Annotated in this window: 25 protein-coding genes; 13 read left to right on the top strand and 12 right to left on the bottom strand. The window is 72.8% G+C overall.

What is annotated here, in order from left to right; genetic code table 11:
• Window positions 1–207 precede the first annotated feature (207 nt).
• From ACFP2E_RS08310 to ACFP2E_RS08300, 3 genes are read left to right on the top strand one after another with little or no spacing between them, the layout of a single operon-like run.
• Window positions 208–1,491, top strand: a complete 1,284-nt coding sequence (locus ACFP2E_RS08310; RefSeq protein WP_378522012.1) for an HNH endonuclease — start codon at window positions 208–210, stop codon at window positions 1,489–1,491.
• Window positions 1,492–1,518: 27 nt separating this feature from the next.
• Entirely contained in the window at window positions 1,519–1,941 is a 423-nt protein-coding gene (locus ACFP2E_RS08305) for a hypothetical protein (protein ID WP_378522013.1), read from the top strand.
• Entirely contained in the window at window positions 1,938–2,774 is an 837-nt protein-coding gene (locus tag ACFP2E_RS08300) for a class I SAM-dependent methyltransferase (RefSeq protein ID WP_378522014.1), read from the top strand. Before ACFP2E_RS08305 ends, ACFP2E_RS08300 begins: the two co-directional genes overlap by 4 nt.
• Here the strand turns inward: ACFP2E_RS08300 and ACFP2E_RS08295 are convergent.
• Both ACFP2E_RS08295 and ACFP2E_RS08290 read right to left on the bottom strand, forming a co-directional pair.
• Window positions 2,736–4,109: a pyridoxal phosphate-dependent decarboxylase family protein gene (locus ACFP2E_RS08295; RefSeq protein WP_378522015.1), complete on the bottom strand. Its 1,374-nt coding sequence runs from the start codon at window positions 4,107–4,109 to the stop codon at window positions 2,736–2,738. The genes ACFP2E_RS08300 and ACFP2E_RS08295 overlap by 39 nt on opposite strands.
• Before the next feature lie 4 nt (window positions 4,110–4,113).
• Window positions 4,114–5,361, bottom strand: coding sequence for an MFS transporter (locus ACFP2E_RS08290; protein ID WP_378522016.1), 1,248 nt, complete (start codon window positions 5,359–5,361; stop codon window positions 4,114–4,116).
• Window positions 5,362–5,428: 67 nt separating this feature from the next.
• Here ACFP2E_RS08290 and ACFP2E_RS08285 point away from each other — a divergent pair, with 67 nt between their 5' ends.
• Complete coding sequence (locus ACFP2E_RS08285; RefSeq protein ID WP_378522017.1) at window positions 5,429–6,325, top strand: DUF1028 domain-containing protein; 897 nt, start codon at window positions 5,429–5,431, stop codon at window positions 6,323–6,325.
• Window positions 6,322–7,800 carry a glycerol kinase GlpK gene (gene glpK / locus ACFP2E_RS08280; RefSeq protein WP_378522018.1) on the top strand — a complete coding sequence of 493 codons (1,479 nt, stop codon included), beginning with the start codon at window positions 6,322–6,324 and terminating at the stop codon, window positions 7,798–7,800. The genes ACFP2E_RS08285 and glpK overlap by 4 nt, the downstream gene beginning before the upstream one ends.
• Before the next feature lie 7 nt (window positions 7,801–7,807).
• Here glpK and ACFP2E_RS08275 read toward each other — a convergent pair whose 3' ends face one another.
• From ACFP2E_RS08275 to ACFP2E_RS08255, 5 genes are read right to left on the bottom strand one after another with little or no spacing between them, the layout of a single operon-like run.
• Complete coding sequence (locus ACFP2E_RS08275; protein ID WP_378522019.1) at window positions 7,808–8,716, bottom strand: hypothetical protein; 909 nt, start codon at window positions 8,714–8,716, stop codon at window positions 7,808–7,810.
• On the bottom strand, window positions 8,706–9,365 hold the full coding sequence (locus tag ACFP2E_RS08270) for a response regulator (protein ID WP_378522020.1): 660 nt from the start codon (window positions 9,363–9,365) through the stop codon (window positions 8,706–8,708). The genes ACFP2E_RS08275 and ACFP2E_RS08270 overlap by 11 nt, the downstream gene beginning before the upstream one ends.
• Before the next feature lie 9 nt (window positions 9,366–9,374).
• Window positions 9,375–9,899, bottom strand: a complete 525-nt coding sequence (locus ACFP2E_RS08265) for a flavin reductase family protein (protein WP_378522021.1) — start codon at window positions 9,897–9,899, stop codon at window positions 9,375–9,377.
• Between the two features lie 9 nt (window positions 9,900–9,908).
• Window positions 9,909–11,069: a MacS family sensor histidine kinase gene (gene macS, locus ACFP2E_RS08260; RefSeq protein ID WP_378522056.1), complete on the bottom strand. Its 1,161-nt coding sequence runs from the start codon at window positions 11,067–11,069 to the stop codon at window positions 9,909–9,911.
• Window positions 11,066–11,797, bottom strand: a complete 732-nt coding sequence (locus ACFP2E_RS08255) for a lysophospholipid acyltransferase family protein (protein WP_378522022.1) — start codon at window positions 11,795–11,797, stop codon at window positions 11,066–11,068. Before ACFP2E_RS08255 ends, macS begins: the two co-directional genes overlap by 4 nt.
• A 109-nt stretch (window positions 11,798–11,906) precedes the next feature.
• On the opposite strand from ACFP2E_RS08255, the gene ACFP2E_RS08250 reads away from it, so the two are divergent.
• The 3 genes from ACFP2E_RS08250 to ACFP2E_RS08240 all read left to right on the top strand — a co-directional run bounded on the left by ACFP2E_RS08250 (window position 11,907) and on the right by ACFP2E_RS08240 (window position 14,401).
• Window positions 11,907–12,674, top strand: a complete 768-nt coding sequence (locus ACFP2E_RS08250; protein ID WP_378522023.1) for an alpha/beta hydrolase — start codon at window positions 11,907–11,909, stop codon at window positions 12,672–12,674.
• Between the two features lie 72 nt (window positions 12,675–12,746).
• The gene (locus ACFP2E_RS08245; protein ID WP_378522024.1) at window positions 12,747–13,136 is read left to right on the top strand and encodes a hypothetical protein; all 390 of its coding nucleotides are present in this window, start codon (window positions 12,747–12,749) and stop codon (window positions 13,134–13,136) included.
• Window positions 13,137–13,156: 20 nt separating this feature from the next.
• A complete protein-coding gene (locus ACFP2E_RS08240) occupies window positions 13,157–14,401 on the top strand; it encodes a TIGR00300 family protein (protein ID WP_378522025.1) in 1,245 nt (414 codons plus the stop codon).
• On the opposite strand, the gene ACFP2E_RS08235 is transcribed toward ACFP2E_RS08240, so the two are convergent.
• The 5 genes from ACFP2E_RS08235 to ACFP2E_RS08215 are packed head-to-tail and all read right to left on the bottom strand — an operon-like array spanning window position 14,334 to window position 18,383.
• Entirely contained in the window at window positions 14,334–15,365 is a 1,032-nt protein-coding gene (locus ACFP2E_RS08235) for an ROK family protein (protein ID WP_378522026.1), read from the bottom strand. The two genes, ACFP2E_RS08240 and ACFP2E_RS08235, sit on opposite strands and share 68 nt — an antisense overlap.
• Window positions 15,366–15,377: 12 nt before the next feature.
• The gene (locus tag ACFP2E_RS08230; protein WP_378522027.1) at window positions 15,378–16,319 is read right to left on the bottom strand and encodes an ROK family glucokinase; all 942 of its coding nucleotides are present in this window, start codon (window positions 16,317–16,319) and stop codon (window positions 15,378–15,380) included.
• Complete coding sequence (locus ACFP2E_RS08225; RefSeq protein ID WP_378522028.1) at window positions 16,316–16,762, bottom strand: hypothetical protein; 447 nt, start codon at window positions 16,760–16,762, stop codon at window positions 16,316–16,318. Before ACFP2E_RS08225 ends, ACFP2E_RS08230 begins: the two co-directional genes overlap by 4 nt.
• Complete coding sequence (locus ACFP2E_RS08220) at window positions 16,759–17,928, bottom strand: ArsA family ATPase (protein WP_378522029.1); 1,170 nt, start codon at window positions 17,926–17,928, stop codon at window positions 16,759–16,761. The genes ACFP2E_RS08225 and ACFP2E_RS08220 overlap by 4 nt, the downstream gene beginning before the upstream one ends.
• A 14-nt stretch (window positions 17,929–17,942) precedes the next feature.
• Window positions 17,943–18,383, bottom strand: coding sequence for an SRPBCC family protein (locus ACFP2E_RS08215; protein ID WP_378522030.1), 441 nt, complete (start codon window positions 18,381–18,383; stop codon window positions 17,943–17,945).
• A 158-nt stretch (window positions 18,384–18,541) separates the two neighbouring features.
• On the opposite strand from ACFP2E_RS08215, the gene ACFP2E_RS08210 reads away from it, so the two are divergent.
• The 5 genes from ACFP2E_RS08210 to ACFP2E_RS08190 all read left to right on the top strand — a co-directional run bounded on the left by ACFP2E_RS08210 (window position 18,542) and on the right by ACFP2E_RS08190 (window position 26,114).
• Window positions 18,542–20,332 (top strand): AMP-dependent synthetase/ligase, encoded by a 1,791-nt coding sequence (locus ACFP2E_RS08210; RefSeq protein ID WP_378522031.1) that lies wholly within the window; start codon window positions 18,542–18,544, stop codon window positions 20,330–20,332.
• Between the two features lie 263 nt (window positions 20,333–20,595).
• Entirely contained in the window at window positions 20,596–21,327 is a 732-nt protein-coding gene (gene cpaB, locus ACFP2E_RS08205; RefSeq protein ID WP_378522032.1) for a Flp pilus assembly protein CpaB, read from the top strand.
• Between the two features lie 11 nt (window positions 21,328–21,338).
• Entirely contained in the window at window positions 21,339–22,541 is a 1,203-nt protein-coding gene (locus ACFP2E_RS08200; RefSeq protein WP_378522033.1) for a CpaE family protein, read from the top strand.
• 4 nt (window positions 22,542–22,545) lie between these two features.
• Entirely contained in the window at window positions 22,546–24,171 is a 1,626-nt protein-coding gene (locus ACFP2E_RS08195) for a CpaF family protein (RefSeq protein WP_378522034.1), read from the top strand.
• Window positions 24,171–26,114 (top strand): type II secretion system F family protein, encoded by a 1,944-nt coding sequence (locus ACFP2E_RS08190; RefSeq protein ID WP_378522035.1) that lies wholly within the window; start codon window positions 24,171–24,173, stop codon window positions 26,112–26,114. The genes ACFP2E_RS08195 and ACFP2E_RS08190 overlap by 1 nt, the downstream gene beginning before the upstream one ends.

Below are 26,114 nucleotides of genomic sequence, written 5' to 3'. Positions count from 1 at the left end.
GGGGATCGATGGGTTCACTGGCTGCCACCGCCGCAGCCTCGCGGCCGAAGTGTCACCACCAAGGCGTACGGAAGTGTCACCGATGTCCTGATGCAGAACTGTCACCGAAGTCCTGCGACATGACAGGGCAGCGGGGCCGGCCAGGCCGCCACCGCCGTCGCGCTGCCCACCGATCAGGTCTCCGGGTGGACCGCCCAGCTGGCCGAAGTGTCCCGCGACCGGATCAGCGACGCCGAGCGGGTCGACCTGATCACCGAGCTCGAGCGGCTCAAGGCCGCCGCCGCGGCAGCGCAGGCCAAGCTGACCGCGGACCTCGACGCCTCCCAGCGCGCAGCGCAGGAGGCGGCGGGGCTGCCGGCCCGCCGGGTCGGGGTCGGGATCGCCGCCCAGGTCGGACTGGCGCGGCGGGAGTCGCCCAACCGGGGTGCGCAGCACCTCGGGCTGGCCAAGGTGCTCGTGCACGAGATGCCCCACACTCTCGACCGGCTTGCCGCCGGAGACCTGACCGAGTGGCAGGCCACGCTGCTGGCCCGAGAGACCGGATGCCTGACCCGCGAGCACCGGGAGTACGTCGACCAAGCCCTCTGCGCCGACCCCGCCACCCTGGACGGGCTCGGCGACCGGGCGGTAGCAGCGGCCGCGCAGAAGCTCGCGATCCGGCTCGACCAGGAAGCGGTGGTCCGCCGCCGCGCCAAGGCACAGAACGAGCGGCGGGTCTCGCTGCGGCCGGCGCCGGACACGATGACTTACTTGACGGCGCTGCTCCCGGTCGAGCAGGGCGTCGCCGTCTACGCCGCCCTCACCAAGGCCGCCGACCAAACCCGAGCCGCCGGCGACGACGACCGCGGCCGCGGACAGGTCATGGCCGACACCCTCGTCGAACGCTGCACCGGACAGACCGAAGCCGACCAGGTGCCGGTCGCGGTCAACCTCGTCATCAGCGACACCAGCCTGCTGGACGGCGACCCGACACCGGCGCACCTCGACGGCCACGGTCCCGTGCCCGCCGCGTGTGCCCGCGACCTGGTCGCCCAGGCCCTCGACACCGGCACCGACACGGGTGCCGGGGTCTGGCTGCGGCGGCTGTTCACCCACCCCGCCACCGGTGCGCTGGTCGCCATGGACTCCCGCCAGCGCAAGGTGCCCGCCGGCCTCGCGGCCCTGGTCCGGCTCCGCGACGGCGGCACCTGCCGCACCCCGTGGTGCGACGCACCGATCCGGCACACCGACCACACCACCCCCGCCCACGCCGACGGCGAGACGTCAGAGCTGAATCTGACCGGACGCTGCGAGGCCTGCAACCACGCCAAAGAAGCACCCGGCTGGCGCGCCCGACCACGATCAAGACCAGGCGAACCACACCGCATCGAGGTGACCACCCCCACCGGCCACCAGCACCAGTCCCACGCGCCACCGCTGCCAGGTCTCGACAGACCTACCGAGGCACCGCGCGTCGAGATCGGCTGGGCCGACCTCACCCTCGCCGCCTGAGCCGGCTCTCCATGAGATCGTCACGCGGTGAAGGTCTACGTGGCGGGGGCACTCGCCGATGTCGAGAACGTCCGGGCAGCGCAAGCGGCGGTCATGGCCGCCGGCCACGAGCTCACGCTCGATTGGACGCGGGGTCCGGATGCGACGTTGGAGGGAGACTACGGGTCTCACCCGGAGCACTCCGGGCGGATCGCTGCTCATGACCTCGAGGCCGTCCTCGCGGCCGACGCGGTCCTCGTCCTGGCGTCGGAACACGAGGGCCGCGGCATGTTCGCCGAGCTTGGTGCTGCCCTGGCGCTGGCCAGCAGGGGCGAACTGGAGCACGTGGGCGTGGTCGGTCCCATCCGCCACGAGAGCGTCTTCTTCTTCCACCCCGCTGTTCGCCGCGTGCCAACTGTCCATGAGTGGCTCGCGACCCTGCGCACCCCTGACGAGAGGGTGGGCCGGTGACCGCCCACCGGACCGACGACACGTTCGACCAGAGGCTGGCCCAGTGGCGGGCGTGGTGCGAGGCGCCGTGGGGCCGCCTCCGCTTCGCCGTCGTGCAGGAGACCCTCCGCCGCCAGACCGAGGCGCTGGGTGCGAGCAACGGCGGCCTCCGCGTACTCGACGTCGGCGGGGGCGACGGCCGCGACGCCGTCCCGCTCGCCGAGGCCGGCCACCACGTCACCGTCCTCGACCCCGCGCCTTCCTGGCTGGCCGAGGCCCGGCGCCGCGCCGCCGCGGCCAGGGTGGCCGACCGGCTCACCACCATCGAGGGGTCGATCGACGACCTCTCGGCGGCGGGCGACAACTACGACCTCGTGCTGTGCCACTTCGTCCTCCACTACCGCCCGGCCGAGGCCGACGCCGGCGACCTCGAGCGGCTCGCCGCCACCCTCCGCCCCGGCGGCCGGCTCTCGGTCATGGCGCCCAACGCCCACGCCCGCGTGATCATGCGACTGACGCGCGAGGGTCCCGACGCCGCCCTGGCCGAGCTGGACTCGGCCGCGTTCGAGTCGACGACCTTCGCCACGACCGGCCGAAGCATCACGGCCGAGGAGACGGAGGCGACGCTGACCCGGCTGGGGATGGCCCCCGTCGGCCGCTACGCGGCGCGCGTCGTCAACGACTACGTCCCCGACGACACCCTCAAGGCGGACCCCGACTACTACGCCTCCCTCGAGCGGCTCGAGCTCGCGCTCTGCGACCGGGAGCCGTTCATCCGGCTCGGAGCGCTGTGGCAGGTGGTGGCCGAGCGCCCGTCAGACCCGGCCGAGGGCACGCTCCAGCGCGGCGAGTGACCGGCCGACGTCGGCGTCCGTCGTCGACCAGTTGCTCACCGCGATCCGCAGCACCGCCCGCTCGTGCCACCGCGACCCCGACATCCACGTCTCGCCGTCGGCGAGAACGGCCTCGACCACGGACCGGGTCCGCTCGTCCGACCCGAACGAGGCGCACACCTGGGTGAACACCACGTCGTTGAGGACCTCGGCGCCGTCGAGGCGACGTACGCCGTCCGCGAAGTCGACCGCCTGCCGGTGCAGCCCGTCGACCAGGTGGGCCACCCCGCGCCGGCCGAGCGAGCGCAGCACCGCCCACACCGGGATCGCCCGCGCCCGCCGGGAGATCTCCGGGACCGTGTCGAGGGGCTCCCCCGCGTCCTCGTCGTCGTGGATCAGGTAGTCGCCGTGCATGCCCATGGCCGCGCGCAGCGCTGATCGGTCGCGCACGATCGCCAGCCCGCAGTCGTAGGGCACGTTGAGCGTCTTGTGCGCGTCAGACGTCCAGGAGTCGGCACCCTCGACGCCGGCAACCAGGTGACGCAGCGATGGCGAGGCCGCAGCGAAGAGGCCGAACGCGCCGTCGACGTGGACCCAGGCGTCGTGGCGCCGGGCGGCCGCGATGGCCTCCGGGAACGGGTCGTAGCCGCCGGAGTGCACGTTGCCGGCCTGCAGCACCACGATCGTCGGCCCCGCCTGACCAGCCTCCAGCGCCGCCTCGAGCGCGGAGGGGAGTACCCGGCCCTCGGAGTCGGCGGCGACCCGTTCGGGTGCTCCCAGCCCGAGGTACCGCAGCGCGAGGTCGACCGTGTCGTGCCGCTCCTCCCCCACCAGCACCCGCACCCTCGGTGCCCCCGTCAGCCCGTCGTGGGCCTGGTCCCAGCCGGCCCGCCGCAGCACGTCGTCGCGCGCGGCCGCGAGGCAGGTGAACAGCGAGGTCGTGGCGCCGGTGACGAAGCCGACCGCGGACTCCGCCGGCAGACCCAGCAGCTCGAGCAACCACCGCCGCGTGACGTCCTCGACGGCCGCCGCCCCGGGCGCCGCCGCCCGGAGCATGGCGTTCTGGTCCCAGGCGCTGACCAGCCAGTCCGCGGCCAGCGCGGCCGGGTGGGTCCCGCCGACGACGAAGCCGTAGAACCGGCCCGACGGCATCGCGGCCAGCCCCGGCGCGAGCGCCTCGGCAAGGAGGTCGACGACGGTGTCCGGCGCGGTCGGCCCGGCCGGCAGCTCCGTGCCGAGCCGCTCGACGAGCTCGCCGACCGAGGCCTGGGGCGGGACCGGTCGGTCGTCGAGCGACCCCAGCCAGTCGACCGCGTGGTCGTACGCCCGCTTCAGCGCCTGCTCGCCACGATCCATCCGCTCAGGCTAGGGCCTCCGAGGGCTCCGCGACACGGTTCGTGACCCGCTCTCCCGCGTGCGGCAGGACCCGGCCCAGCCGGTGCACGACCAGCGCCGAGACGGCGGAGAAGCCGAGCATCACCAGCCACAGCGGCGAGGGCCCCCGGTCGAGCAGCCAGGCGAACGTCACGGGCGCCACGGTGCTCGACAGGTTCCACGCCACCTGGAGCAGCGAGAGGTAGCGCCCCCGCAGGTGGTCGGCCGCCGCCTCCGCGCCGAGCGCCGCGAGCACCGGCCCGCCCATCAACTCGGCCATCGTGTAGACCATCCCGCCGAGCACCATCACCACGACGGCGGCGGCCACCGGGACGACGCTCGCGCCCAGCCACACGACGTACGACGCCGCGAAGAAGGCCTGCGTCAGCAGCAGGATCCGGAAGCGCACCCGGCCGGTCATCGCGTTGACGACCAGGCCCTGGCCCACCCCCACCATCAGGCAGTTGACGGTGAACACGACGCCGGTAATCCACCCGGGCAGGCCCAGCACGGTCACGGCGTACACCGGAAGCGCGAAGTTCAGGATCATCATCGGCAGCGAGTAGCCGACCTGGGCGACCACCAGCAGCCGGTAGGGGCGGTCGGCCAGCACGTCGAGCCAGGTCCCGGGCAGAGCCTCGTGGGTGGCCGCCGGCCGCGGGTCGGGCACGGCCAGCAGCAGCCACCAGGCGACGGCGTACGACGCGGCGTTGAGCGCCACGACGGTGTGGAAGGCGAGGTCGGTGCCGACCGAGACCGCCACGCCGGCGGCCAGGCCGCCGACCGCGAAACCGACGTTGCGCAGGGCGCCGAGGAAGCCGAACCACCGCTCCCGCTCCCCCGGCAGCGAGATCACGGTGACGATGTTGCCGTAGGAGCCCCAGAACGCGGTGCGACCGACCGTCACCACGATCGTCCAGAGCAGCACCGCGCCGAACGACTCGGAGACGAGGTACGCCGCGAAGCCCAGCCCCTGCAGCGCGTTGCCGGTGAGCAGCACCCGCTTCGCACTGACCCGGTCGACCAGCGCCCCGAGCAACGGCCCGGCCGGCAGCGCCACCAGCGAGGCGATCGAGACGGCGGCCCCGACCTCGACCAGCGTCAGCGGCGTGACCGCCAGGAAGTAGAGCATCGTGACCGGCATGAAGACGCCGCTGCCGACGGCGTCGACGGCGATGGCGGTGACGAAGCGGCGGTGGTGGCCGAGGGACGGGAACCCGAGACGTGAGAGCACCAGAGGATTCTCGAACTTCGAGTGCGGTTGAGGGCAAGCGGATATCGACCTCGGTAGGGTCCCGGCCATGACCTTCTCGATCGTCGCCAGGTCCGCCGACGGAGAGTCCTGGGGAGTCGCCGTCGCCTCGAAGTTCCTCGCCGTCGGCTCCGCCGTCCCGGCGGCCGTCGCGCAGGTCGGTGCCGTGGCCACCCAGGCCGACGCCAACGTCGCGTACAAGGGCCTCGCGCTGGCCCACCTCGACGAGGGCGCCACCGCGTCGGTGGCACTGCAGCGGCTGCTCGAGGAGGACGAGGGCCGCGACCACCGCCAGGTCGGCATCGTCGACTCCGACGGCGGCGCCGCCTCGCACACCGGTCCGGCGTGCCTGGAGTGGGCGGGGTCGGCGACCGGCGACGGGTTCGCCATCCAGGGCAACGTGCTGGCCGGCGAGGAAGTGGTCGTCGCGATGCGCGAGGCGTTCGAGAAGTCCGACCCGGAAGCGCCGCTCGCCCGCCGCCTGCTCGACGCGCTCGCGGCCGGCGACGAGGCCGGCGGCGACCGGCGCGGCCGGCAGTCCGCCGCGCTGCTCGTCGTCCGCGACGGAGCGGGGTACGGCGGTCTCGACGACATCGCCGTCGACCTGCGGGTCGACGACCACCCGGCGCCCGTCGGCGAGCTCGCCCGGCTGCTGGACCTCAACGACCTCTACCTCACCGCCTCCACCGACGAGGAGAAGGTGCCGGTGACCCCGGAGCTCGCCGACGAGCTCGAGGAGTTCGCCCGGGCGCGCGGCCACCGCGACTTCCACGCCTGGGTCGGCACGGAGAACTACGAGATGCGGGTCTCCCCGGACCTCGAGTGGATCGACGAGAAGGTCCTGGCCGTCGTCCGTGGCCAGGCGCCCGGCACCGGAACCAGCACCGGAACCGGCACCGGAACCGGCACCGGAACCGGCACTGCCCCGGAAGGGAGCCGGTCGTGAGCGTCCTCGCCATCGACGCCGGCACCACCGGTGTCACCGCGGTCGTCGTCAGCCCGGAGGGCACGATCACGGCCCGCGGCTACCAGGAATTCAAGCAGCACTTCCCCAAGCCCGGCTGGGTCGAGCACTCCCCCGAGGAGATCTGGCAGGCCACGCTCGAGGCGGTGCGCGAGGTCCTCACGTCCTGCGACGCCTCCGAGCTCAAGGGCGTCGGCATCACCAACCAGCGCGAGACGATCATGCTCTGGGACCGCGAGACGCTCGGCTCCCCGCGGCGCGCCATCGTGTGGCAGGACCGTCGGACCGCCGACATCTGCACCCGCCTGCGCGAGGCCGGCCACGAGGACCGCGTCGCCGAGCTGACGGGCCTCCGGCTCGACCCGTACTTCTCCGGCACGAAGCTGTCCTGGCTGGCCGAGCACGAGCCCCACACCTGGACCCACGTGGAATCCGGCCGCTACGCGATCGGCACCGTCGACTCCTACCTGATCGCGCGGATGACCCGCGGCACCTGGCACGTCACCGACGTCTCCAACGCCTGCCGCACCCTGCTGCTCGACCTCGAGCGCGGCGACTGGTCCGACGAGCTCTGCGAGCTGTTCGGGGTGCCCCGCGACGCGCTTCCCGACCTGGTCCCCAACTGGGGCGAGATCGCCACCACCGACGCCCAGTCGTTCCTCGGCCTCGAGCTCCCGATCGCCGGCATCGCCGGCGACCAGCAGTCCGCGCTGTTCGGCCAGACCTGCTTCGACGTCGGCGACTCCAAGTGCACCTACGGCACGGGCTCGTTCATCCTCACCAACACCGGGACGAGCCTGGAGCGCTCCGACGCCGGCCTGCTGTCGACCGCCGCGTGGAAGTCCCCCGACGGCGAGCTGACCTACGCGCTGGAAGGCGCCATCTTCGTGACGGGCGCGGCCGTCCAGTGGCTGCGCGACGGGCTCCAGATCGTCGGCTCGGCGGCCGAGACCGCGGCGCTCGCGTCGACCGTCGAGGACAGCGAGGGCGTCGTGTTCGTGCCCGCGCTCACGGGCCTCGGCGCCCCCCACTGGGACCCCCACGCGCGCGGCATGATCATCGGCATCACCCGCGGCACCGGCCGCGGCCACATCGTCCGCGCCACCCTCGAGGCGATCGCCTTCGAGGTGCGCGACGTGCTGGAGACCATGCCCGGCTGGGGTGACGAGGTCACCTCGCTCCGAGTCGACGGCGGCGCCTGCGCCAACGACGTGCTGCTGGGCATCCAGGCGGACCAGATCGGCGTACCCGTCGAGCGACCGAAGATCGTCGAGACCACGGCGCTGGGCGCGGCGTTCCTCGCCGGCCTCGGCACCGGCGTGTGGTCGTCGACCGACGAGCTGCGCGACACCTGGCAGCTCGACCGGCGGTTCGAGCCCTCGGGTGACCGGACCGCTGCGGACGCGGCCCACGCCCGCTGGACCGACGCCGTCGAGCGCTCGAAGGGCTGGGCGTAGCAGCCGGTCAGCCCCGGAGCCGGGCCACCCGCGCGGCGGCCTCGTCACGCTCCTTCGTGGCGGCGAGCACGGCGCCCTCGGCCTCGGCCCGCACGTCCTCGGCGTCGGCGAGCTCGTCCTCGACCTCCTCCATGGTCGCCTCCAGAGCCGCGATCCGGTTGCGAAGCTCGTCGAGCTCGGCCTGCACCTGCAGCTCACGGGCCTGGAGGGCCGAGACGTCCGTCGTGGCGGCCTCGAGCGCCTCCCGGGCCTCCGCCAGTGCCTCCTCCAGCTCGGCGAGCGCCCCCTCGGCCTCCTGCAGCACCTTGGCGTCCGCGTCCGGGTCGGGGACGACGTGGAGGTCGGGGCGTGGCGGCGGCTCCACCTCCCGCGGGCTCGCGCGGAAGCCGAGCGCCTCCGGCACGGCGACCGCCGCACCGAGGTCGACCTCGTCGACGCCCGTGGCCGCCAGCGGCTGGACCAGCAGACCGCTGCGCAGCGCCCCGGCGCAGCCCGCGTCGAGCATGGCCGCCGTGAGCGTCGCCTCCACCTGGTCGGCGACCGCCTGGGTCACCCGCTGCCCGAGCTCGGCGGCCACGCCCCGGGCGCGGGTGGTCACCGCGGCCGTCAGCTGGCGGCGCTGCCGGGTCAGCGCCCGCAGCTCCTCGCCGGACATCGCGGCCTGCGCCTCCCGCAACGCCTCTCCCACGGCCAGCACCTGCTCGACCTGCTCGGTGTCGTGCCGCACCAGCACGTTGGCGAGCCAAGCAGCCAGCGACGGCTTCCGCAGCGCTCTGACCCGCGCCGCCAGGTCGGCGTCCCGCGGCTTCAGCTCCTTCGCGCGTGCGTCGCGTGCCGGGGTGAAGTCGGCCAGCCGCAGGCCGTAGAGCTCGTCGGCCTCCGAGAGCAGCGGGTCGGTCCCCGGCTCACTCGTCATCGAGTCCCCGCTCGATCGCCCAGCGGGTCAGCTCGACCCGGTTGTGCATCTGCAACTTGCGCAGCGTGTTCTGGACGTGGTTCTGCACGGTGCGGTGCGAGAGCACGAGGCGCTCGGCGATCTGCTTGTAGGAGAGCCCCTTCGCGACCATGCGGAGCACCTCGGTCTCGCGCTCGGTCAGCCGCGGCTCGCCGTGGTCGCCGGCACCGTTGCCGGCAGCCGGATCGGCGAGCCGCCGGAACTCGCCCAGGACCAGGCCGGCCAGCCCGGGCGTGAAGACGGTGTCGCCCGCCGCCACCCGGCGTACGGCGTCGAGGAGCTCGTCGCGGGAGGCGGACTTGACGAGGTAGCCGGTCGCGCCGGCCTTGACCGCGGCCAGCACGTCGGCCTGCTCGCCCGACGCCGACAGCACGAGCACCCGGGCCGACGGGTCGTGGCGCAGCACCTCTCCCGTCACCTCGACGCCGGTGGGCTCGGGGATCTGCAGGTCGAGCACGACGACCTGCGGCCGGGCCGCGGCGAACCGGGCGACCGCCTCGCGTCCGGTCGCGGCGACCGCCACGACGTCGAACCCGGCGGCCTGGAGGTCGCGCTCCACCGCGTCGCGCCACATCGGGTGATCGTCGACGACCATGACCCGGATTCCCATGCCGGGACCCTAGTCGGTTGCGGGCCGTTGGTAGCGGCCCCGGCGGTGCACCAGCGGCGGCGCGTCGTCGCCGATCCCGACCTCGTCGACGGTGCAGGTCACCAGCGACGACCAGCCGGCGTCGTGCTCCGACTCCAGCGTCACGTGCACCCACGCCAGCGCCGTGTCGAGGCGCGGTCCCCACGGGGTGGCCGTGAACGAGCCGGTGCGGAACGGTCCGCCCGGAGCCGGGGCGACCCCGGCGAACGCGTCGGCGAGGTCACGGTGCTCCCACCCCAGCAGTGCGACGACGGCGCGCCCGGTCTCCCGGAGCCGCTCGCAGAGGTCGGAGTCGGGGTCGAGCAGGCCGAGCACCCGACCCGGCTCCCCGGCGGCCACCATCAGCGAGGACACGGTGAGCCCCGCCCGCTCGGCGCCGCCGTTGCCGCCGGCCGTCCACAGCGACACCGGACCGCCGAGCCGGCCGCGGAACCGCCGCAGCGGGTCGCGCTCGTGCTCCGGCTCCAGGAACGGGTGGTCGCTGTGGATCGTCACGGCGCGAGCCTACGGGCGGTCGGCCCGCGGGACGGTCAGCTCCCACTCGGTGCCGGACTGGCCGGTCGAGAGCGCGGCGGTGCCGCCCAGGTCACGGACCCGGCCCCGGATCGACTCCGAGACACCGAGCCGCCCCTCGACCTCGGCCGCCTCGAGCCGACCCTCGGGGATACCGGGCCCCTCGTCGCGGACGGACACCTCGACGCGGTCGGCGTAGGCCTCGAGCAGCACCCAGGCCGGTGCTCCGGGGCCGACGTGGCGCTCGACGTTGTCGAGACAGGCCTCGACCACCGCCACCACCTCGGCGGCGCGATCGGCCGGCAGCAGGACCGGGTCGCCGGGCACGGCGACGCTCACCCGCGCGGAGCCGAGGCCGGTCAGCGCCGCGGCGAGGTCGATGTCGGGCAACCCGCTCGGGGCGGTCGAGGGCGGCGGCAGCGGCCGCAGGTCTGCGGGCGACTGCCGGCTGACGAGCGCCCGCAGCGCCGACTCCTGCTCGCCGGCCAGCCGGCCGAGCTCCGCGCCGTCGGGCCCGAGGTCGGCGCCGCGCCGCTGCACCAGCGCAAGCACCTGAAGCACGCCGTCGTGCACCGCCCGCGCGAGCCGCGCCCGTTCCTCCGCCGCGGCGGCGGCCCGCTCGGCGGCGTCGCGCTCGGTCGCCATCGCCTGCAGCGAGCCGGCCATGAACCCCACGATGGGCCCGCCGATGAGGAGCAGGAACACGTTGCCGTAGTTGGTCTGCGTGACCTCATCGCGGATCAGCAGGTCGGTCCCGGCCAGCAGCACGGCGGCGGCGAGCCCGCCGGCCCACCGCCAGTGCAGCGACCAGGCGAGCAGCGCCCCCATCACCCAGAAGCCCGGGACCGTGCTCTGCCACTCGGGGCCCTTGGCCCACGGCGAGGCAGCGAGGAGTGCCACCGCCACCGCGAGGTCGGCGGCCAGCAGAACCGGCGTACGGCGCCGGTGGTCGGCGTACGCCCAGACGACGAAGCCGGTCCACGCGGCCATCGCGACGACCATCGCCACCCCGACTGCCGGCCGGTCGAAGTTGCCGGCGCGGTAGAGGTTGAGGGCGACGGCATTGACGAGCAGCACGACCCGCAGCACCGCGAGGGCGCGGAAGAGCCGGTCCTCGACGGCGACGGCCGCGGGAGCCGGCGGCGGGGTCAGGACGCCTTCTTGTGCTCGTTCTTCGGCTGCGCCCTGGCCTCGTCGGCGGCCCGCTTGGACTCCTCCTTGGCGCGCGTGGCGTACATGTCGACGTACTCCTGGTCGGAGAGCCGCATGATCTCGTACATGATCTCGTCGGTGATCGACCGCAGGATGTAGCGGTCGTTCTCCATGCCCTCGTAGCGGGAGAAGTCGAGCGGCTTGCCGAAGCGGACGCCGGGGCGGGTGAACGTGCCGAACTTCTTGCCGGGCGGGGCCACCACGTCGGTGCCGAGGACGGCGACCGGGATCACCGGGACTCCGGTCTCGAGGGCGAGCCGGGCGACGCCGGTCTTGCCCCGGTAGAGCTTGCCGTCGTGGGAGCGGGTGCCTTCGGGGTAGATGCCGAACAGCTCGCCCTGGCCGAGGATCTTCTTGGCGGCTCGCAGCGCACCCTCGGCGGCGGTGGCCCCCGACCGGTCGATCGGCACCTGGCCGGAACCTGCGAAGAACTTCCTCTGGAACCAGCCCTTGATCCCGGGGGTCGTGAAGTACTCCGCCTTGGCCACGAACGTGACGCGGCGCTGCAACGTGAGCGGCATGAAGAGCCAGTCGGCGTACGAGAGGTGATTGCTGGCCAGGATCGCCGGACCCTCGGCGGGGACGTTCTCGGCACCCTCCACCTGCGGCCGGAAGATGACGCGGAGCAGCGGCCCGAGGGCGATCCACTTCAGGAACCAGTAGAACACCGTGCCTCCTCCAACCCTCCCGGACCATGACGCCGGATCGCGCAGCCGCCCGAATCGACCTCGCGGTCGGAAGCCTAGACCGTTCGGCGCCGTGGTGCATGATGCCGCCATGACGAAGGCCTCCCCGCTCGCCCCGATGTCCACCCCGGCCCGCCCCGAGCTCACCGGCGGCCGCCGGGTCGGCGTGCTGCTGAGTCACGGGTTCACGGGGTCGCCGGCCTCGATCAGGCCGTGGGCCGAGCACCTCGCCGCGCAGGGGTACGCCGTCGAGATGCCGCTGCTGCCGGGCCACGGCACCACCTGGCAGGACTGCAACCGCACCACCTTCGACGACTGGCACGGCGCCGTGGTGCGCTACTTCGAGCTGCTGCGGTCCACCTGCGACGCCGTCGTCGTCGCGGGACTCTCCATGGGCGGCGCCCAGGTGCTGCGACTGGCCGCGGACCGGCCGGACGAGGTGGCCGGAGTCGTGGTGGTGAACCCCTTCGTCGTCTCGCGCCGCAAGGACTTCCTGGCGCTGCCGGTCATGAAGTGGGCGGTCCCGTCGTTCCCCGGCATCATCAACGACATCAACAAGCCCGGCGAGGACGAGCACGGCTACTCCAAGGTGCCGCTCCGCGCCCTCCACTCGCTGGTCCGCGCCGGCCGCCGGCTCGCCGACGACCTCCCGGAGGTCACCTCGCCGCTGCTGGCATTCCACTCCACCGAGGACCACGTCGTCGACGACGCCTCGATCCAGCTGATCATGGCGCGGGTCTCCTCCCGCGACCTCGAGGAGGTTGCCCTCCCCAACAGCTACCACGTGGCCACGCTCGACCACGACGCCCCGAAGATCCTCGAGGCGTCCACCGCGTTCATCGAGCGCGTCACGAGCTGATCCCTCCCCACCCCGGAGGGCCTCCCCCGGACCGGCGATGACCGGCTTGCCGGGACGTCCTACGGTGGACCCGTGAGCGGACAGAGCGAGGAGGAGGCCTGGCGCGCCATCGTCGAGAACTACGGCGAGCGCCCGGAGGTCGACCCCCTTCCGCAGGAGCCCGAGCCGGCTCCGGAGCCCTTCGCGGCGTACGTCGAGGGCCCGGTCGACCGGGCCGACGAGGACCGCTACGTCCCTCCGCCCCCGCCTCCGCTCCCCCACCCGCCACCGGCCCGGCTGGCCGCGTGGAGCGGGCTGTTCGGCTCCCCCGCCGTGCTCCTGGTCGCCCTGGTGCTCGACGTCCAGCTGCCCTCGCTCGTGGGCTACCTCCTGGTCGGCGCCTTCATCGGCGGCTTCCTCTACCTCGTGGCCAACATGGAGCGCGGTCCACGGGACCCGGGGGACGACGGCGCCGTCGTCTGACGGGCGTTAGGGTTTCGCTCGTGAGCGAGAGCGAGACCGTCGAAGTCACCGGCCACCTGATGGACAGCGGCATCCTGAGCCGCATCCTCGACGACATCCGCGAGTACGGCGGTGACTACGTCATCGACAAGTTCGAGGTCGGGCACGACACCCACGACCTCTCCCGGGCCGTCATCACGGTCACGGCCGAGGACGACGAGGCGCTGCAGCGGCTGCTGATGCGCCTGCAGACCCGCGGCGTCAACCAGGTCGACCCGGGCGAGGCGCACACCAGCCCCGCCGAGCAGGACGGCGTCTTCCCCGACGGCTTCTACTCCACGACCAACCTCGCCACCAAGGTGCGCATCGGCGGTCGCTGGCTCGACGTCGCGAACCCCGAGATGGACTGCGGCCTCGTCGTGGAGAGCGACGAGTCCGGCACGCCGACCCGGGTGATCACGCTGCCGATGTCCGACGTCCGCGTCGGCATGCAGGTCGTGTGCGGAGCCTCCGGCATCCGGGTGCAGATCCCGGTGACGAGCAAGAGCGACGAGGCGTTCGGCTTCATGGAGTCCGACGTCTCCTCCGAGAAGCCGCAGGCGGTGCTGGTCCGCCAGGTCGCCGACGGCATGCGCGAGGCCAAGGCCAACGGCAAGAAGGTGCTGTGGGTGGGCGGCCCGGGCGTGGTCCACACCGGCGCGGCCCCGGCCATGGTCGCGATGGTGAACGCCGGCTTCGTCGACGTCCTCTTCGCCGGCAACGCGCTGGCGACCCACGACATCGAGTCCTCGCTCTACGGCACCTCGCTCGGCATCGACCTCGCGATGGGCCACGGCGTGGAGCACGGCCACGAGCACCACATCCGGGCGCTCAACACCATCCGCAAGGAGGGCTCCATCAAGGCCGCCGTCGACAACGGCGTCCTGACCGGAGGGATCATGCACGCGCTGGTCTCGCAGGGCAAGGAGTTCGTCCTTGTCGGGTCGGTCCGCGACGACGGCCCGCTGCCGGACGTCTACACCGACGTCATCGAGGGGCAGCGGGCGATGCGGGCGCAGCTCCAGGACGTCGGGTTCTGCCTGATGGTGGCGACCATGCTCCACTCGGTCGCGACCGGCAACATCCTGCCGGCGTCCATCCCGCTGGTGTGCGTCGACATCAACCCCGCCACCGTGACCAAGCTCGCCGACCGCGGCTCCTCGCAGGCCCGCGGCATCGTCACCGACGTGGGGCTCTTCCTCGAGCAGCTCGCGGTCGAGCTGGTGCCGGAGTACCGGCGCGCCTGAACCACCGCGCGTGGGGCCGCAGCGCCAGGCTGCGGCGCGCGAGGTCGGCGGCGCCGATGGCCCCCGCCTCGGGGCCCAGCCGCGCCGCCACCACCGGCGGTGTGACGCGGTGCCCGGCGCCCACGAGCGACCGGTCCAGGGCCGCCCGGGCGGGCGCGAGCAGCAGCTCGCCCGCGGCGGCGACACCCCCGCCCACCACCGCGACGTCGGGGTCGAACGCCGCCACGAGGTCGGCCAGCCCGACCCCGAGCCAGTCGCCGACCTCGCCGAACGCCGCCAGCGCCACCGGGTCACCGGCCTGGGCGGCCTCGGTCACCATCGGCCCGGTCACCCGGTCCGGGTCACCCCCGGAGGCGGCCAGCAGCGGCCCCGCGCCCGCCAGTCCCTCGCGGGCCAGCCGGACGAGGGCGTTGCCGCTGGAGTACTGCTCCCAGCAGCCGCGGCGCCCGCACTCGCAGGCCAGGCCGTCAGGCACCACCTGCATGTGGCCGAACTCGCCGGCCATGCCGTTGGCACCGCGGAGCACCACGCCGTCGACGACGAGGGCCCCGCCGATGCCGGTGCCCAGCGTCAGCAGCAGCGAGGTCCGCGAGCCACGGGCCGCGCCGTACGTCGCCTCGGCGTGCGCTGCGCAGTTGGCGTCGTTGTCGAGCAGCACCGAGGTTCCCCACCGCTCGGTGAGCCGCTTGCGCAGCGGCTCGCCCCGCCACGGCAGATGGGGGGCGAAGACCACCCGTTCCCCGGCGGCGTCGACGAAGCCCGCAGCCGCGACGCCGACCGCGTCGACCGCCTCCCCCGCCGCGGCCTCCTCGACCGCGGCCGTCAGGGCGTCCTCGACGAGGGACGCGTCGACGAGGCGACCGGGCGTGGTCGCCCGTCCCCGACGCAGGACCTGACCCCGGTCGTCGACCACCAGCGCCAGCACCTTCGTGCCGCCGACGTCGACGCCGATCACCACTCCCACGTCAGGACCCCGTCAGCGCCTGGCCAGGTCCGCGGCGCCGATCAGGCCGGCGTCGTTGCCGAGCGAGGCCTTGCGGATCTCCAGCAGCGGCCGGTGGCCGTATCCCGAGAGGGAGTCCTCGAAGGCCTCCTGCAGGGGCGAGAGCAGCAGGTCGTCGGCGTCGGCCACGCCACCGCCGATCGCCACCACGGCGGGGTCGAGGACCGCGGTCAGCGACGCGATGCCCTCGCCCAGCCAGCGACCGAGCTCGGCGAGCTGCCGGACGGCGAAGGGGTCGCCCTCCTGTGCCGCGGCCGTCACCAGCGGGCCGGTGATCCCGTCCACGTCGCCGCCGACACGGTCGAGCAGCGGCCCGGCCTCCGGGTCCCCCGACGCAGCGGCCTCGCGGGCGTTGCGCACGAGTGCCGACCCGCTGGCGTACTGCTCGAAGCAGCCGAGCTTGCCGCAGCCGCAGCGACGCCCCTGCGGCACGACCCGCAGGTGCCCGATCTCGGCGGCCACGCCGAAGGCGCCCCGGTGGAGCTCGCCGTCGAGGACCAGCCCGCCCCCGACGCCGGTGCCGACGGTGACGAGCAGCAGGTCGTCGACGTCGTGCCCGGCGCCGAACGCGAACTCGCCCCACGCCGCGGCGTTGGCGTCGTTCTCGACGACCACGGGGAGGCCGACCCGCGGCTCGAGCTCCTTCTTGAGGTTGACGTCGCGCCACGCGAGGTTGGGTGCGATCAGGACCGTCGAGCGTGCCTTGTCGACGTAGCCGGCCGCGCCCACGCCCACCGCCGTGATGTCGTGGTCGGCGCGCAGCCGGGCCACCAGGTCGGCGATCGCGTCCTCGATCGCCTCGACGTCGGCCGCCGGGGAGTCGACCCTCAGCTTCTGGAGGACCGTCCCGTCGTCATCGACGACACCGCCGGCGATCTTGGTGCCGCCCACGTCGATCCCGCATGCCAGGCTCACTTCTTGTCCTCCGGCCACTCGTCGTCGAGGTCGATGTGCTCGACGTGCTCTCCTCGCGCCGCTGCGGCGCGCTCCTCGTCCGGCACCACGGTCGCCAGCAGCCCGGCGGCGGCCTGCATCAGGGACGCGGCCGCGACGGTGAGGTGCGCACGCACCTCCGGGCTGGTCTGGCGCACGGCGTGGATCGTGCGGCAGACCGGGCACCAGGTGCACTCGGCGCTGCCCGTGGCGAGGTGCTCGTCGACGTCGTGGGCAGCGCGGGCGGCGTGCTCGGCGGCGCCGGCCAGGCCGTGCCCCAGGTCGCTGCCGTGGTCCTTGGCCCAGTCCGACAGTGCTCCGAAGAGCTTGGCCGCCTCCTCGGCGACGCTGCCGACGTCCTCGTGCGCCTCGTGACCGTCGCCGGCGTTCCCGCCGGGCCCGTCACCGGCGTTCTCGTGATTCACGCGTCCTTCTCCTCGAACCTGACCTGCAGCTCCCCCTGCTCCACCCGCGCGCCCAGCACGCGGTGGCGCGCGAGCCCGGGGGGCAGTGCGAGGAGACGACGATACGGCCCCACGGTCACGACGAGCTCGTCGCCGTTGCGCGCGAGATGGACCTCCTCGCGCGAGACGAACGGAAGCGCCAGGTGGACGACCGCGCCGGACCCGGAGCGGGTGAGGCGGAAGGGCCCTTCCCCTGCGGGCGGACGCAGCGGGTCGTCGCCGTCGTACACCCCGGCGGCGAGGTCGCGCAGCGTGGTCACGCCGACCGGCTCCTCCGGGCGGTACGGCGAGCGCCAGACCGGCAGCCCGGCGAACGACTGCTCCACCTCTTCGAGGACGACGCCCTGCGCCTTCACCCACCCGGCACGCCATTCGTCCGCGTCGTCGGCGGGGAAGACCCGGTTGGCCACCACCCCGTCGACGCGGTAGCCGTACAGCGACAGGGTGGTGTAGGACCGGCGCGCCTCCGCGACGACGACGTTCTCCGGGGTCAGCACGAGGCGGACGCTGGCGCCGGGGCCGGCGAGCAGGCCGCGCACCTCGTCGAGCTCCTGGTGGAGCCGCTGCACGGCGTCGAAGATGGTGTCCTCGGGCATCGGCACCCCGGCCGCGCGCGACAGCACCGGCTTGAACGCCCTCACCATGCGACGCTGCGCCGGGAACACACGCTGCATGTACCAGCCGAGCGCCTCGGGCAGTGCCAGCAGCCGCAACGTCTCCGCGGTGGGCGCGCAGTCGACCACGACGACGTCCCACTCGCCGGAGAGCGCATGGAGTCGCAGCTCCAGGAGTGCGAGCACCTCCTCCGCACCGGGGAGCACCGTGAGCTCCTCGGCCGCGACCGGGTCCACACCGGCCACGTCGAGCACCGAGAGCAGGTAGCGCTGGATGTCGGCCCACGACTGCTCGAAGCGCAGCTGGGCGTCCACCTGCTGCACGTAGAGCCCCGGCGCGACACCGGTGGGCTCGGCGCCGACCTCCACCCCGAAGGCGTCGGCCAGCGAGTGCGCAGGGTCGGTCGACAGGACGAGGGTCCGGTGCCCGGCCGCCGCTGCGAGCGCGGCGGTTCCGGCCGCGACGGTCGACTTGCCGACGCCCCCCTTGCCGGTGAAGAGCAGGATGCGCACGTGCGGTGCCGGGCTCAGGCCCGCGACTCGACGCGCTTCTTCAGGCCCTTGAGCGCGGTGTCGATGAGAATCTTCTCGCCCTTGCGCTTGAGCATGCCGATGAGCGGGATGGAGACGTCCAGCGCGAGGCGATAGGTCACCTCGGTGCTGCCGTTGCCGAGGTCGCGCAGCGTGTAGGCGCCGTCGAGCGCCCGCAGCATCTTCCCCTCCACGAGGGTCCAGGTGACCTCGTCGTAGCCGTCCCACGTGTAGGCGAGGGTGTACTCGTCCTTGATCGGCGACACGTCGAGCTCGAAGTACACCCGCTCGGCCCAGCCCTCCGGGCCCTCCTCGAGGACGTCGGCGCGCTTCACGCCCTTGGCCCACTCGGGGTACGACTCGAAGTCGCCGATGACCTCCATCACCGACGCCGGATCGGCGTCGACGACGATCGAGGAGGTGGTCTGCTCGGCCACGAAGGAACCCCCTGCGGGTGAGTGAGACGGTGCTGGATCCGGGCTGCGAGCGTACCGGATCGGGGGCGGCGTCCCGACAGCGGTAACCTGCCGCCGAGCCCATGTGCGCCGTGGTGCGAGAAAGTCGACGGCGACCCCAGGACCCCCAGGAGGAACCGTTGCGCGAGTTCGCCACGCCCCTGTCCGTCGAGGTTCCCCGGACCGGGAACCTGACCGACGACGTCGTCACCAACGCCCACGAGGCGGGTGATGCGGTGGTCTTCAGCCGCCGGTCGGACGGGGCCTGGGTCGACGTCACCGCGGCGCAGTTCCTGGCCGAGGTCACCGCCGTGGCGAAGGGCCTCGTCGCCGCCGGCATCGCGCCGGGCGACCGGGTCGCCCTGATCTCCAAGACCCGCTACGAGTGGACCCTGCTCGACTACGCGATCTGGTTCGCCGGCGCGGTCACGGTGCCGGTCTACGAGACCTCCTCGGCGGAGCAGGTCGGCTGGATCCTCGAGGACTCCGGCGCCCGCGCGGTCGTGGCCGAGACGGCCGAGCACCTCGCCCGAGTCAACGAGGTCCGAGCCGGGCTCGACCACCTCGAACACGTCTGGTCGCTGGAGGACAACGCGGTCTCCGTGCTGACCAGCCTGGGGGCGGACGTGGCCGACGCCGAGCTCGAGAAGCGACGTACGGCTGCCACCCCGGTCGATCTGGCGACGCTGATCTACACGTCGGGCACCACCGGCAACCCCAAGGGCTGCATGCTCACCCACGGCAACTTCATGTTCGAGCTGGGCGTGGCCGTGGACGAGCTGGCGGAGCTCTTCGACGAGGACGGTGCGGCGACGCTGCTGTTCCTCCCCCTCGCCCACGTCTTCGCGCGAATCATCCAGATCGGCGCGGTCAAGAAGCGGGTCCGGCTGGGCCACAACGCCGACATCAAGAACCTGCTGCCCGACCTGGCCGAGTTCCAGCCGACCTTCATCCTCGCGGTGCCCCGCGTCTTCGAGAAGGTCTTCAACACCGCTTCGCAGAAGGCCACGGCCGACGGCCGTGGCGCGATCTTCGACCGGGCCGCCGAGACCGCGATCGCCTGGTCCCGCGCCGGTGACCGGGGCCGCCGCTCACCGCTGCTGCGCGCCCGGCACGCCCTCTTCTCCAGACTGGTCTACGGCAAGCTGCGCGACGCCCTCGGCGGTCGGTGCCGCTACGCCGTCTCCGGCGGCGCCCCCCTCGGCGAGCGACTCGGCCACTTCTACCGAGGCATCGGCGTCACGGTGCTCGAGGGCTACGGGCTCACCGAGACGACCGCCGCCGTCACGGTGAACACCCCCGAGGCCACCAAGGTCGGCACCGTCGGCCGCCCACTCCCCGGCACCACCGTGCGGGTGGCCGACGACGGCGAGCTGCTCTTCCGCGGGGGCCAGGTGTTTGCCGGCTACTGGGAGAACGAGGACGCCACGGCCGAGGCGCTCGACCGAGACAGCTGGTTCCACACCGGCGACGTCGGCGAGCTCGACGACGAAGGCTTCGTCCGGATCACCGGCCGCAAGAAGGAGATCCTGGTGACGGCCGGCGGCAAGAACGTCGCGCCGGCGGTGCTCGAGGACCGGCTCCGGTCGCACCACCTCGTGAGCCAGTGCATGGTCGTCGGGGACGGCCAGCCGTTCATCGCGGCCCTCGTGACGCTGGACCCCGACGCGGTCCCTGCCTGGGCCGAGGCCCACGGCAAGTCGACGCGGGTGGCCGACCTGGTGGACGACCCCGACCTGCGCGCCGCGATCGGGGCGGCCGTCGAGGAGGCCAACAAGGCGGTGTCCAAGGCCGAGTCCATCCGCAAGTTCACGATCCTCCCCGAGGACTGGACGGAGGAGAGCGGCCAGCTGACCCCCAGCCTGAAGCTCAAGCGGAGCGTCGTGATGCGCGAGTTCCGCGACGACGTGGCCGCGCTCTACCTGCCCTGACAGTCCCCTTCTCCCCCATCGCACCCCCCGCCGGGCCCAGGACCAACGTCCCGGCGGGACCCCTGAGGGCGGTCCCGGTACCCAATAGGCGGTAGGACACCTGCCGAAAGCCCCACGCGGGGATGTGGCCCCGTCCTACTGTTTCCCCGTTGCCAGAGGGTCAGGTCAGCGATACTGATGTGACCCGTGGGACAGGACTGCAGCAGCGGACAGTGCATTGAAGGGGTCTGCCCGGCTGTTGCCCGACGAAGGGGTGCGGACGGATGAACCGGCGCAGGGCTCTACTCATCGCGGCGGTGCTGGTTGCCGTCATGGGCACGACGCTCGTCTTCCTGTACGTGCAGAAGGCGGACGAGCGCGCCCAGCAGCAGTACGACACCGTCGAGGTGCTCCAGGCCGTGGCTCCCATCGAGCCCGGCGAGTCGATCGACGAGGCGGCCAGGGCCGGGAAGCTGGCGATGCAGCCGGTCGCCCAGGCCGACGTGCTGCCCAACCACCAGACGAGCATCGACCCGTTGCGGGGTCTGGTGGCCACCACACGGATCTACCCGGGCGAGCAGATCATCGCCGACAAGTTCGGCGGCGAGGCCCAGGCGGACTCCCCGCTGCAGATCCCCAAGGGAATGATGGCGATCTCGGTGAACCTCACCGACCCGGCGCGGGTGGCGGGCTTCGTCAACCCGGGCTCGGAGGTCGCGGTCTTCCTCAACGGCACGGCCCAGGACGGCCAGCCGTTCACCCGGATGCTGCTGCCGCGGGTGACGGTCCTCGGTGTCGGCTCCACGACGCCCACCACCACGACCACCACGACCGAGGACGGTGAGCAGACGGTCGAAGAGCTGCCTCGCACCCTGCTGACCCTGGCCGTGGAGCAGAAGGACGCCCAGAAGGTGCTGTTCGGGACGAGCAACGGCGAGCTGGCGTTCGGCCTCCTCACCGCCGACAGCACCGTCAAGCCCGATTCCGGCGTCACCGCCGGAGAACTCTTCCAGTGAGTTGATCTGAGATGCCAGTCGTCGTTGACCCCGACAGCGCGACCCTCGAGAAGCTGCTCGCGATGGTGCCGTCCGGCGCCCACGGCGTCGAGGACTACTCGACGCTGGAGGCCTGGCTCGCCAACCGTCCCGACGAGTACGTCGCCCTCCTGGGACCCAACGTCGACAGCGCGGTCGCGCTCAAGCTGGCCGACTCCATGCGGCTCACCCGCCCGTCGACCAGCGTGGTCCTCGTGCGGGACGTCGTGGACACCGGCACGCTGCGCGAGGCGATGCAGGCCGGCGTCCGCGACGTCGTCCCGGCCGACGACGTCGCGGCCATCACCAGCGCGCTGAGCCGCGCGTACGAGCTCTACGTCGCGCTGCGGGGCCCCGGCGGGGCCATCCACTCCGGTCGCCTCGTCACGGTCTTCTCGCCCAAGGGCGGCGTGGGCAAGACGACGATGGCGTGCAACCTCGCCCTGGCGCTGGCCGACAAGGGGACGCGCAAGGTGTGCCTGGTCGACCTCGACCTCGCCTTCGGGGACGTGTCGATCACGTTGCAGCTCTTTCCCAACCACAGCATCGAGCACGCCATCGGGTCCGAGGACGCCCTCGACGCCCAGCTCATCGAGTCGCTGCTGACCCGCCACCCCGACTCGCTGATGGTCCTGGCGGCGCCGAGCCACCCAGACGTCCGCGACCGGGTGTCGCCGGTCCTGGTGTCGCGGATGCTGCGCGGCCTCCGGGAGATCTTCGACATCGTCGTCGTCGACACCGCCCCGGCGTTCGACGAGCAGACGCTCACCGCGCTCGACGAGACCGACGAGTGCGTGGTCGTGGCCACGCTCGACGTGCCGACGCTCAAGAACGTCAAGGTCGCGCTCGAGACGCTCGAGATGCTCAACATCGCCCGCGGCCACCTCCACATCCTGCTGAACCGTGCCGACGACGCCGTCGGCCTCGGGCCGGCCAAGGTGGAGGAGATCCTCGGCCGGGCCGTCGCCGCCCAGGTCGCCTCGTCCATGGACATCGCCGCCGGCACCAACGCCGGCCGCCCGTTCGTGGTCGGCCAGCCGGACCACCCCGCCACCGCGGTGCTGCGCGAGCTCGCGTCGAAGCTGACCGGTGAGCCCGAGGCGCCCCCCGGCGCCGTCAACGGCGGTGGCCGCCGTCGCGCCACCCCAGAGCCCGAGACCGACAAGTCCGGACGCAGGTTCCGGATCCGGAGGTGAAGCCATGAGCAGCCTGTCCGACCGACTCGCCGCTGCCCGCAAGGCCTACGAGGAGGCCGCCGCGGCGGAGGGCACGACCCCGGTCGACGGGGAGGGCTCGGCCGCCCCGGAGGCCGCCGCGCCGTCGTACGACCAGGCGCCCCCGGCCGACCACGCAACGGACCAGGACGTGGCGCCCGGAGGCGGGCGCCGCATCGCCGAGCCGGCGGCCAGCCCGCCGCCGACGCCCCCCACCTCGAGCGGAGCACCCACACCGCCCGCCAAGGCGCCCGCGTCGCCGCTGACGGACGCGATGCGACGCGGCCCCCAGGCCGACCCCGCCGCCGGCGGGCACCGTCGCCCGCTGGGCGCGCAGAACGACAAGGTCGAGGACCTCAAGGCGCGGGTGCACTCCGAGCTGCTGCGGCAGCTCGGCCCCCAGCTCTACGAGTCCGACATGGACCAGATGGAGCTCGAGCAGCGGGTGCGCGGCGTCCTCGGCGACGTGCTCGCGTCGCAGGAGCGCCCGGTCAGCAACAGCGACCGCAACCGCATCACCCAGGAGATCAGCGACGACATCCTCGGCTACGGCCCGATCGAGCCGTACCTCCGCGACCCCGACGTGTCCGAGGTCATGGTCAACGGCCACGACAGCGTCTGGCTGGAGAAGGGTGGCCGGCTGATGCCGGCCCCCGCGACCTTCAGCGACGAGGCTCACCTGCGGCGGACGATCGACAAGATCGTCTCCCGCATCGGCCGCCGCGTCGACGAGTCGAGCCCGATGGTGGACGCCCGCCTCCCCGACGGCAGCCGTGTGAACGCGGTCATCCCGCCGCTCGCCGTCGACGGCTCGGCCCTCACGATCCGCAAGTTCGCCGCCGACCCACTGACGGTGGACGACCTGATCCGCTTCGGCTCGCTGAGCCCCGAGACCGCGGCGTTCCTCGACGCGTGCGTGCGCGGCCGGCTCAACATCATCGTCTCCGGAAGCACCGGTGCCGGTAAGACCACGACGCTGAACGTGCTGTCGTCCTTCATTCCCGGCGACGAGCGCATCGTCACCGTCGAGGACGCCGCGGAGCTCCAGCTCAAGCAGGAGCACGTGGTCCGGCTCGAGTCCCGCCCGGCCAACATCGAGGGCAAGGGCGCGGTCACCATCCGTGACCTCGTCAAGAACTGTCTGCGCATGCGTCCCGACCGCATCATCGTCGGTGAGGTCCGTGACGCCTCGGCGCTCGACATGCTGCAGGCGATGAACACCGGTCACGACGGCTCCATCTGCACGCTCCACTCGAACGGCCCCCGCGACACCCTGGCCCGCATGGAGACCATGGTGCTGATGGCCGGCATGGACCTCCCGGTGCGCGCGATCCGTGAGCAGGTGGCCTCCGCGGTCGACCTGATCGTCCACCAGACACGCTTCAAGGACGGCACCCGCCGCATCACCCACATCACCGAGGTGGAGCGGATGGAGGGCGACGTGATCACCCTCCAGGACGTGTTCGTCTACGACCACTCCGCGGGCTTCGACGGCGACGGCAAGGCGATGGGCCGGATGCGGCCCACCGGGCTTCGACCGAAGTTCCTCGAGAAGATGAACTACGCCAACGTCACCGTCGACCCGATGGTCTTCGTCAAGGACAAGATCTGATGCGCACGACGGGGCGACGGGCCAGCACCGCGATGCGGGCCGCGGCGGCAGTCCTGGCCGGCGCCGCGGTGGCGATGGCCCCTGCCGTCGCCGTGGCGGCGGACAAGGCGGACGGCGAGGCGTCCATCAGCTACGTCGAGGCCGAGGACGGCACGCTGCAGGTGCTCGTCACCGTGCCGCCGGGCTCGGAGGTCGACCTCGACGGCGTCACCGTCACGGTCGACGGCGCCGAGGCGGAGGCCACGGCCGAGCCGGCGGGCGAGGCCGAGGTCCAGCGGACCACGATCCTCACCATCGACACCAGCCAGTCGATGCAGGGCACCCGCTTCGACGCGGCCAAGTCTGCGGCGCTGACCTTCCTCCAGACCGTCCCCGACGACGTCGAGGTCGGCATCGTCTCGTTCGCCGGCGAGGTCACCGAGGAGCTGGCGCCCACGACCGACCGCGACGCCGCTCGCGACGTGGTCTTCCAGCTCGAGCTCACCAAGCAGACCAGGCTGTACGACGGCCTCCTGGCCGGCATCGAGGCGGCCGGCTCCGAGGGCCAGCGCACCATGCTCGTCCTCTCCGACGGCGCCGACACGAGCGACACCGAGCTCGCCGAGGTCGAGAGCACGCTGGCCGAGTCCGGCGTCCTGCTCGACGTCGTCGCGCTCGACCAGTCGGGCAAGGCACGCGCCGCGCTCCAGCGGCTCACCGACGCCGGCAACGGCCAGGTCATCGACGCCGACGCCGGCGCCCTGGCCGCAGCCTTCGACCGCAAGGCCGCCGACCTCGCGAGCCAGATCCTGGTCACCGCCGAGGTCCCCGACTCCATCACGACCGCGGAGGCCACGCTCGCCGTGACTCTGCCCACCGCGAGCGGGACGCTCACTGCCGAGGCCTTCGCCGAGGTGGGCGCGGCGCCTCCCCCCGAGGGCACCCTCGAGGAGTCGGGCGGAGTCCTCGACAACCTCGTGCCCGGAGCGATCTGGCTCTACGTCGGTCTCGGCGCCCTCGGCTTCGGACTGCTCGCGATGCTGGCGCTGCTGGTCCCGCTCCCGGTCAGGAAGCTCTCGCCGGCCGAGCGTGCCGCGCTCTACACCGACAAGGTGTCCGGCCGGACGCCCACCCACGTGGGCGGCCTGGCCGAGCAGGAGCAGGCCCTCGACCAGGCCAAGAAGCAGGTCGAGAAGGTCCTCAAGCACAGCACGTCGCTCGAGACGAAGATCATGAACCGGCTGGAGGGCGCCGGCAGCGCGCTCAAGCCCGCCGAGTGGCTGCTGCTGCACATCGGCGTCTTCATCGCGGCCGGCACCCTCGGCATCCTGCTCGGCGGCGGCAGCCTCATCACCGGTGTGCTCTTCATGATCTTCGGCGCGATCGGGCCCTGGCTCTACCTCGGCTTCCGTCGCAGCCGTAGGCGCAAGAAGTTCGAGTCCGCGCTGCCCGACACCCTGCAGCTCATGTCCGGATCGCTCGCAGCCGGCCTCTCGCTCGCGCAGTCGGTCGACACGATCGTCCGCGAGGGCGGCGAGCCGGTGTCCTCGGAGTTCAAGCGTGTGCTCATCGAGACGCGGCTCGGAGTTTCGCTCGAGGATGCCCTGGAGGGACTGGCCGAGCGGTTCGAGAGCAAGGACTTCGCGTGGGTCGTCATGGCGATCAAGATCCAGCGCCAGGTCGGCGGCAACCTCGCCGAGCTGCTGGACACCGTCGCTGCGACCATGCGCGAGCGGGAGTACATGCGCCGACAGGTCGCCGCGCTCGCCGCCGAGGGCAAGCTCTCGGCGTACGTCCTCGCGGGCCTGCCGCCCGCGTTCATGCTCTACCTGCTGGCCGCGAAGCGTGACTACGTGATGGTCATGTTCACCGACCCGCTCGGCTGGATGATGCTGGGCGGCGCGGCGGTGATGCTCGGAGTCGGTGGCTTCTGGATGAGCCGCCTGGTGAAGGTGGAGGTCTGA

Origin of the sequence: Nocardioides sp. GCM10027114 (assembly GCF_042659625.1) — a bacterium.
Taxonomy (GTDB): Bacteria; Actinomycetota; Actinomycetes; order Propionibacteriales; family Nocardioidaceae; genus Nocardioides.
This window is presented reverse-complemented; position numbering and strand designations above follow the sequence as displayed.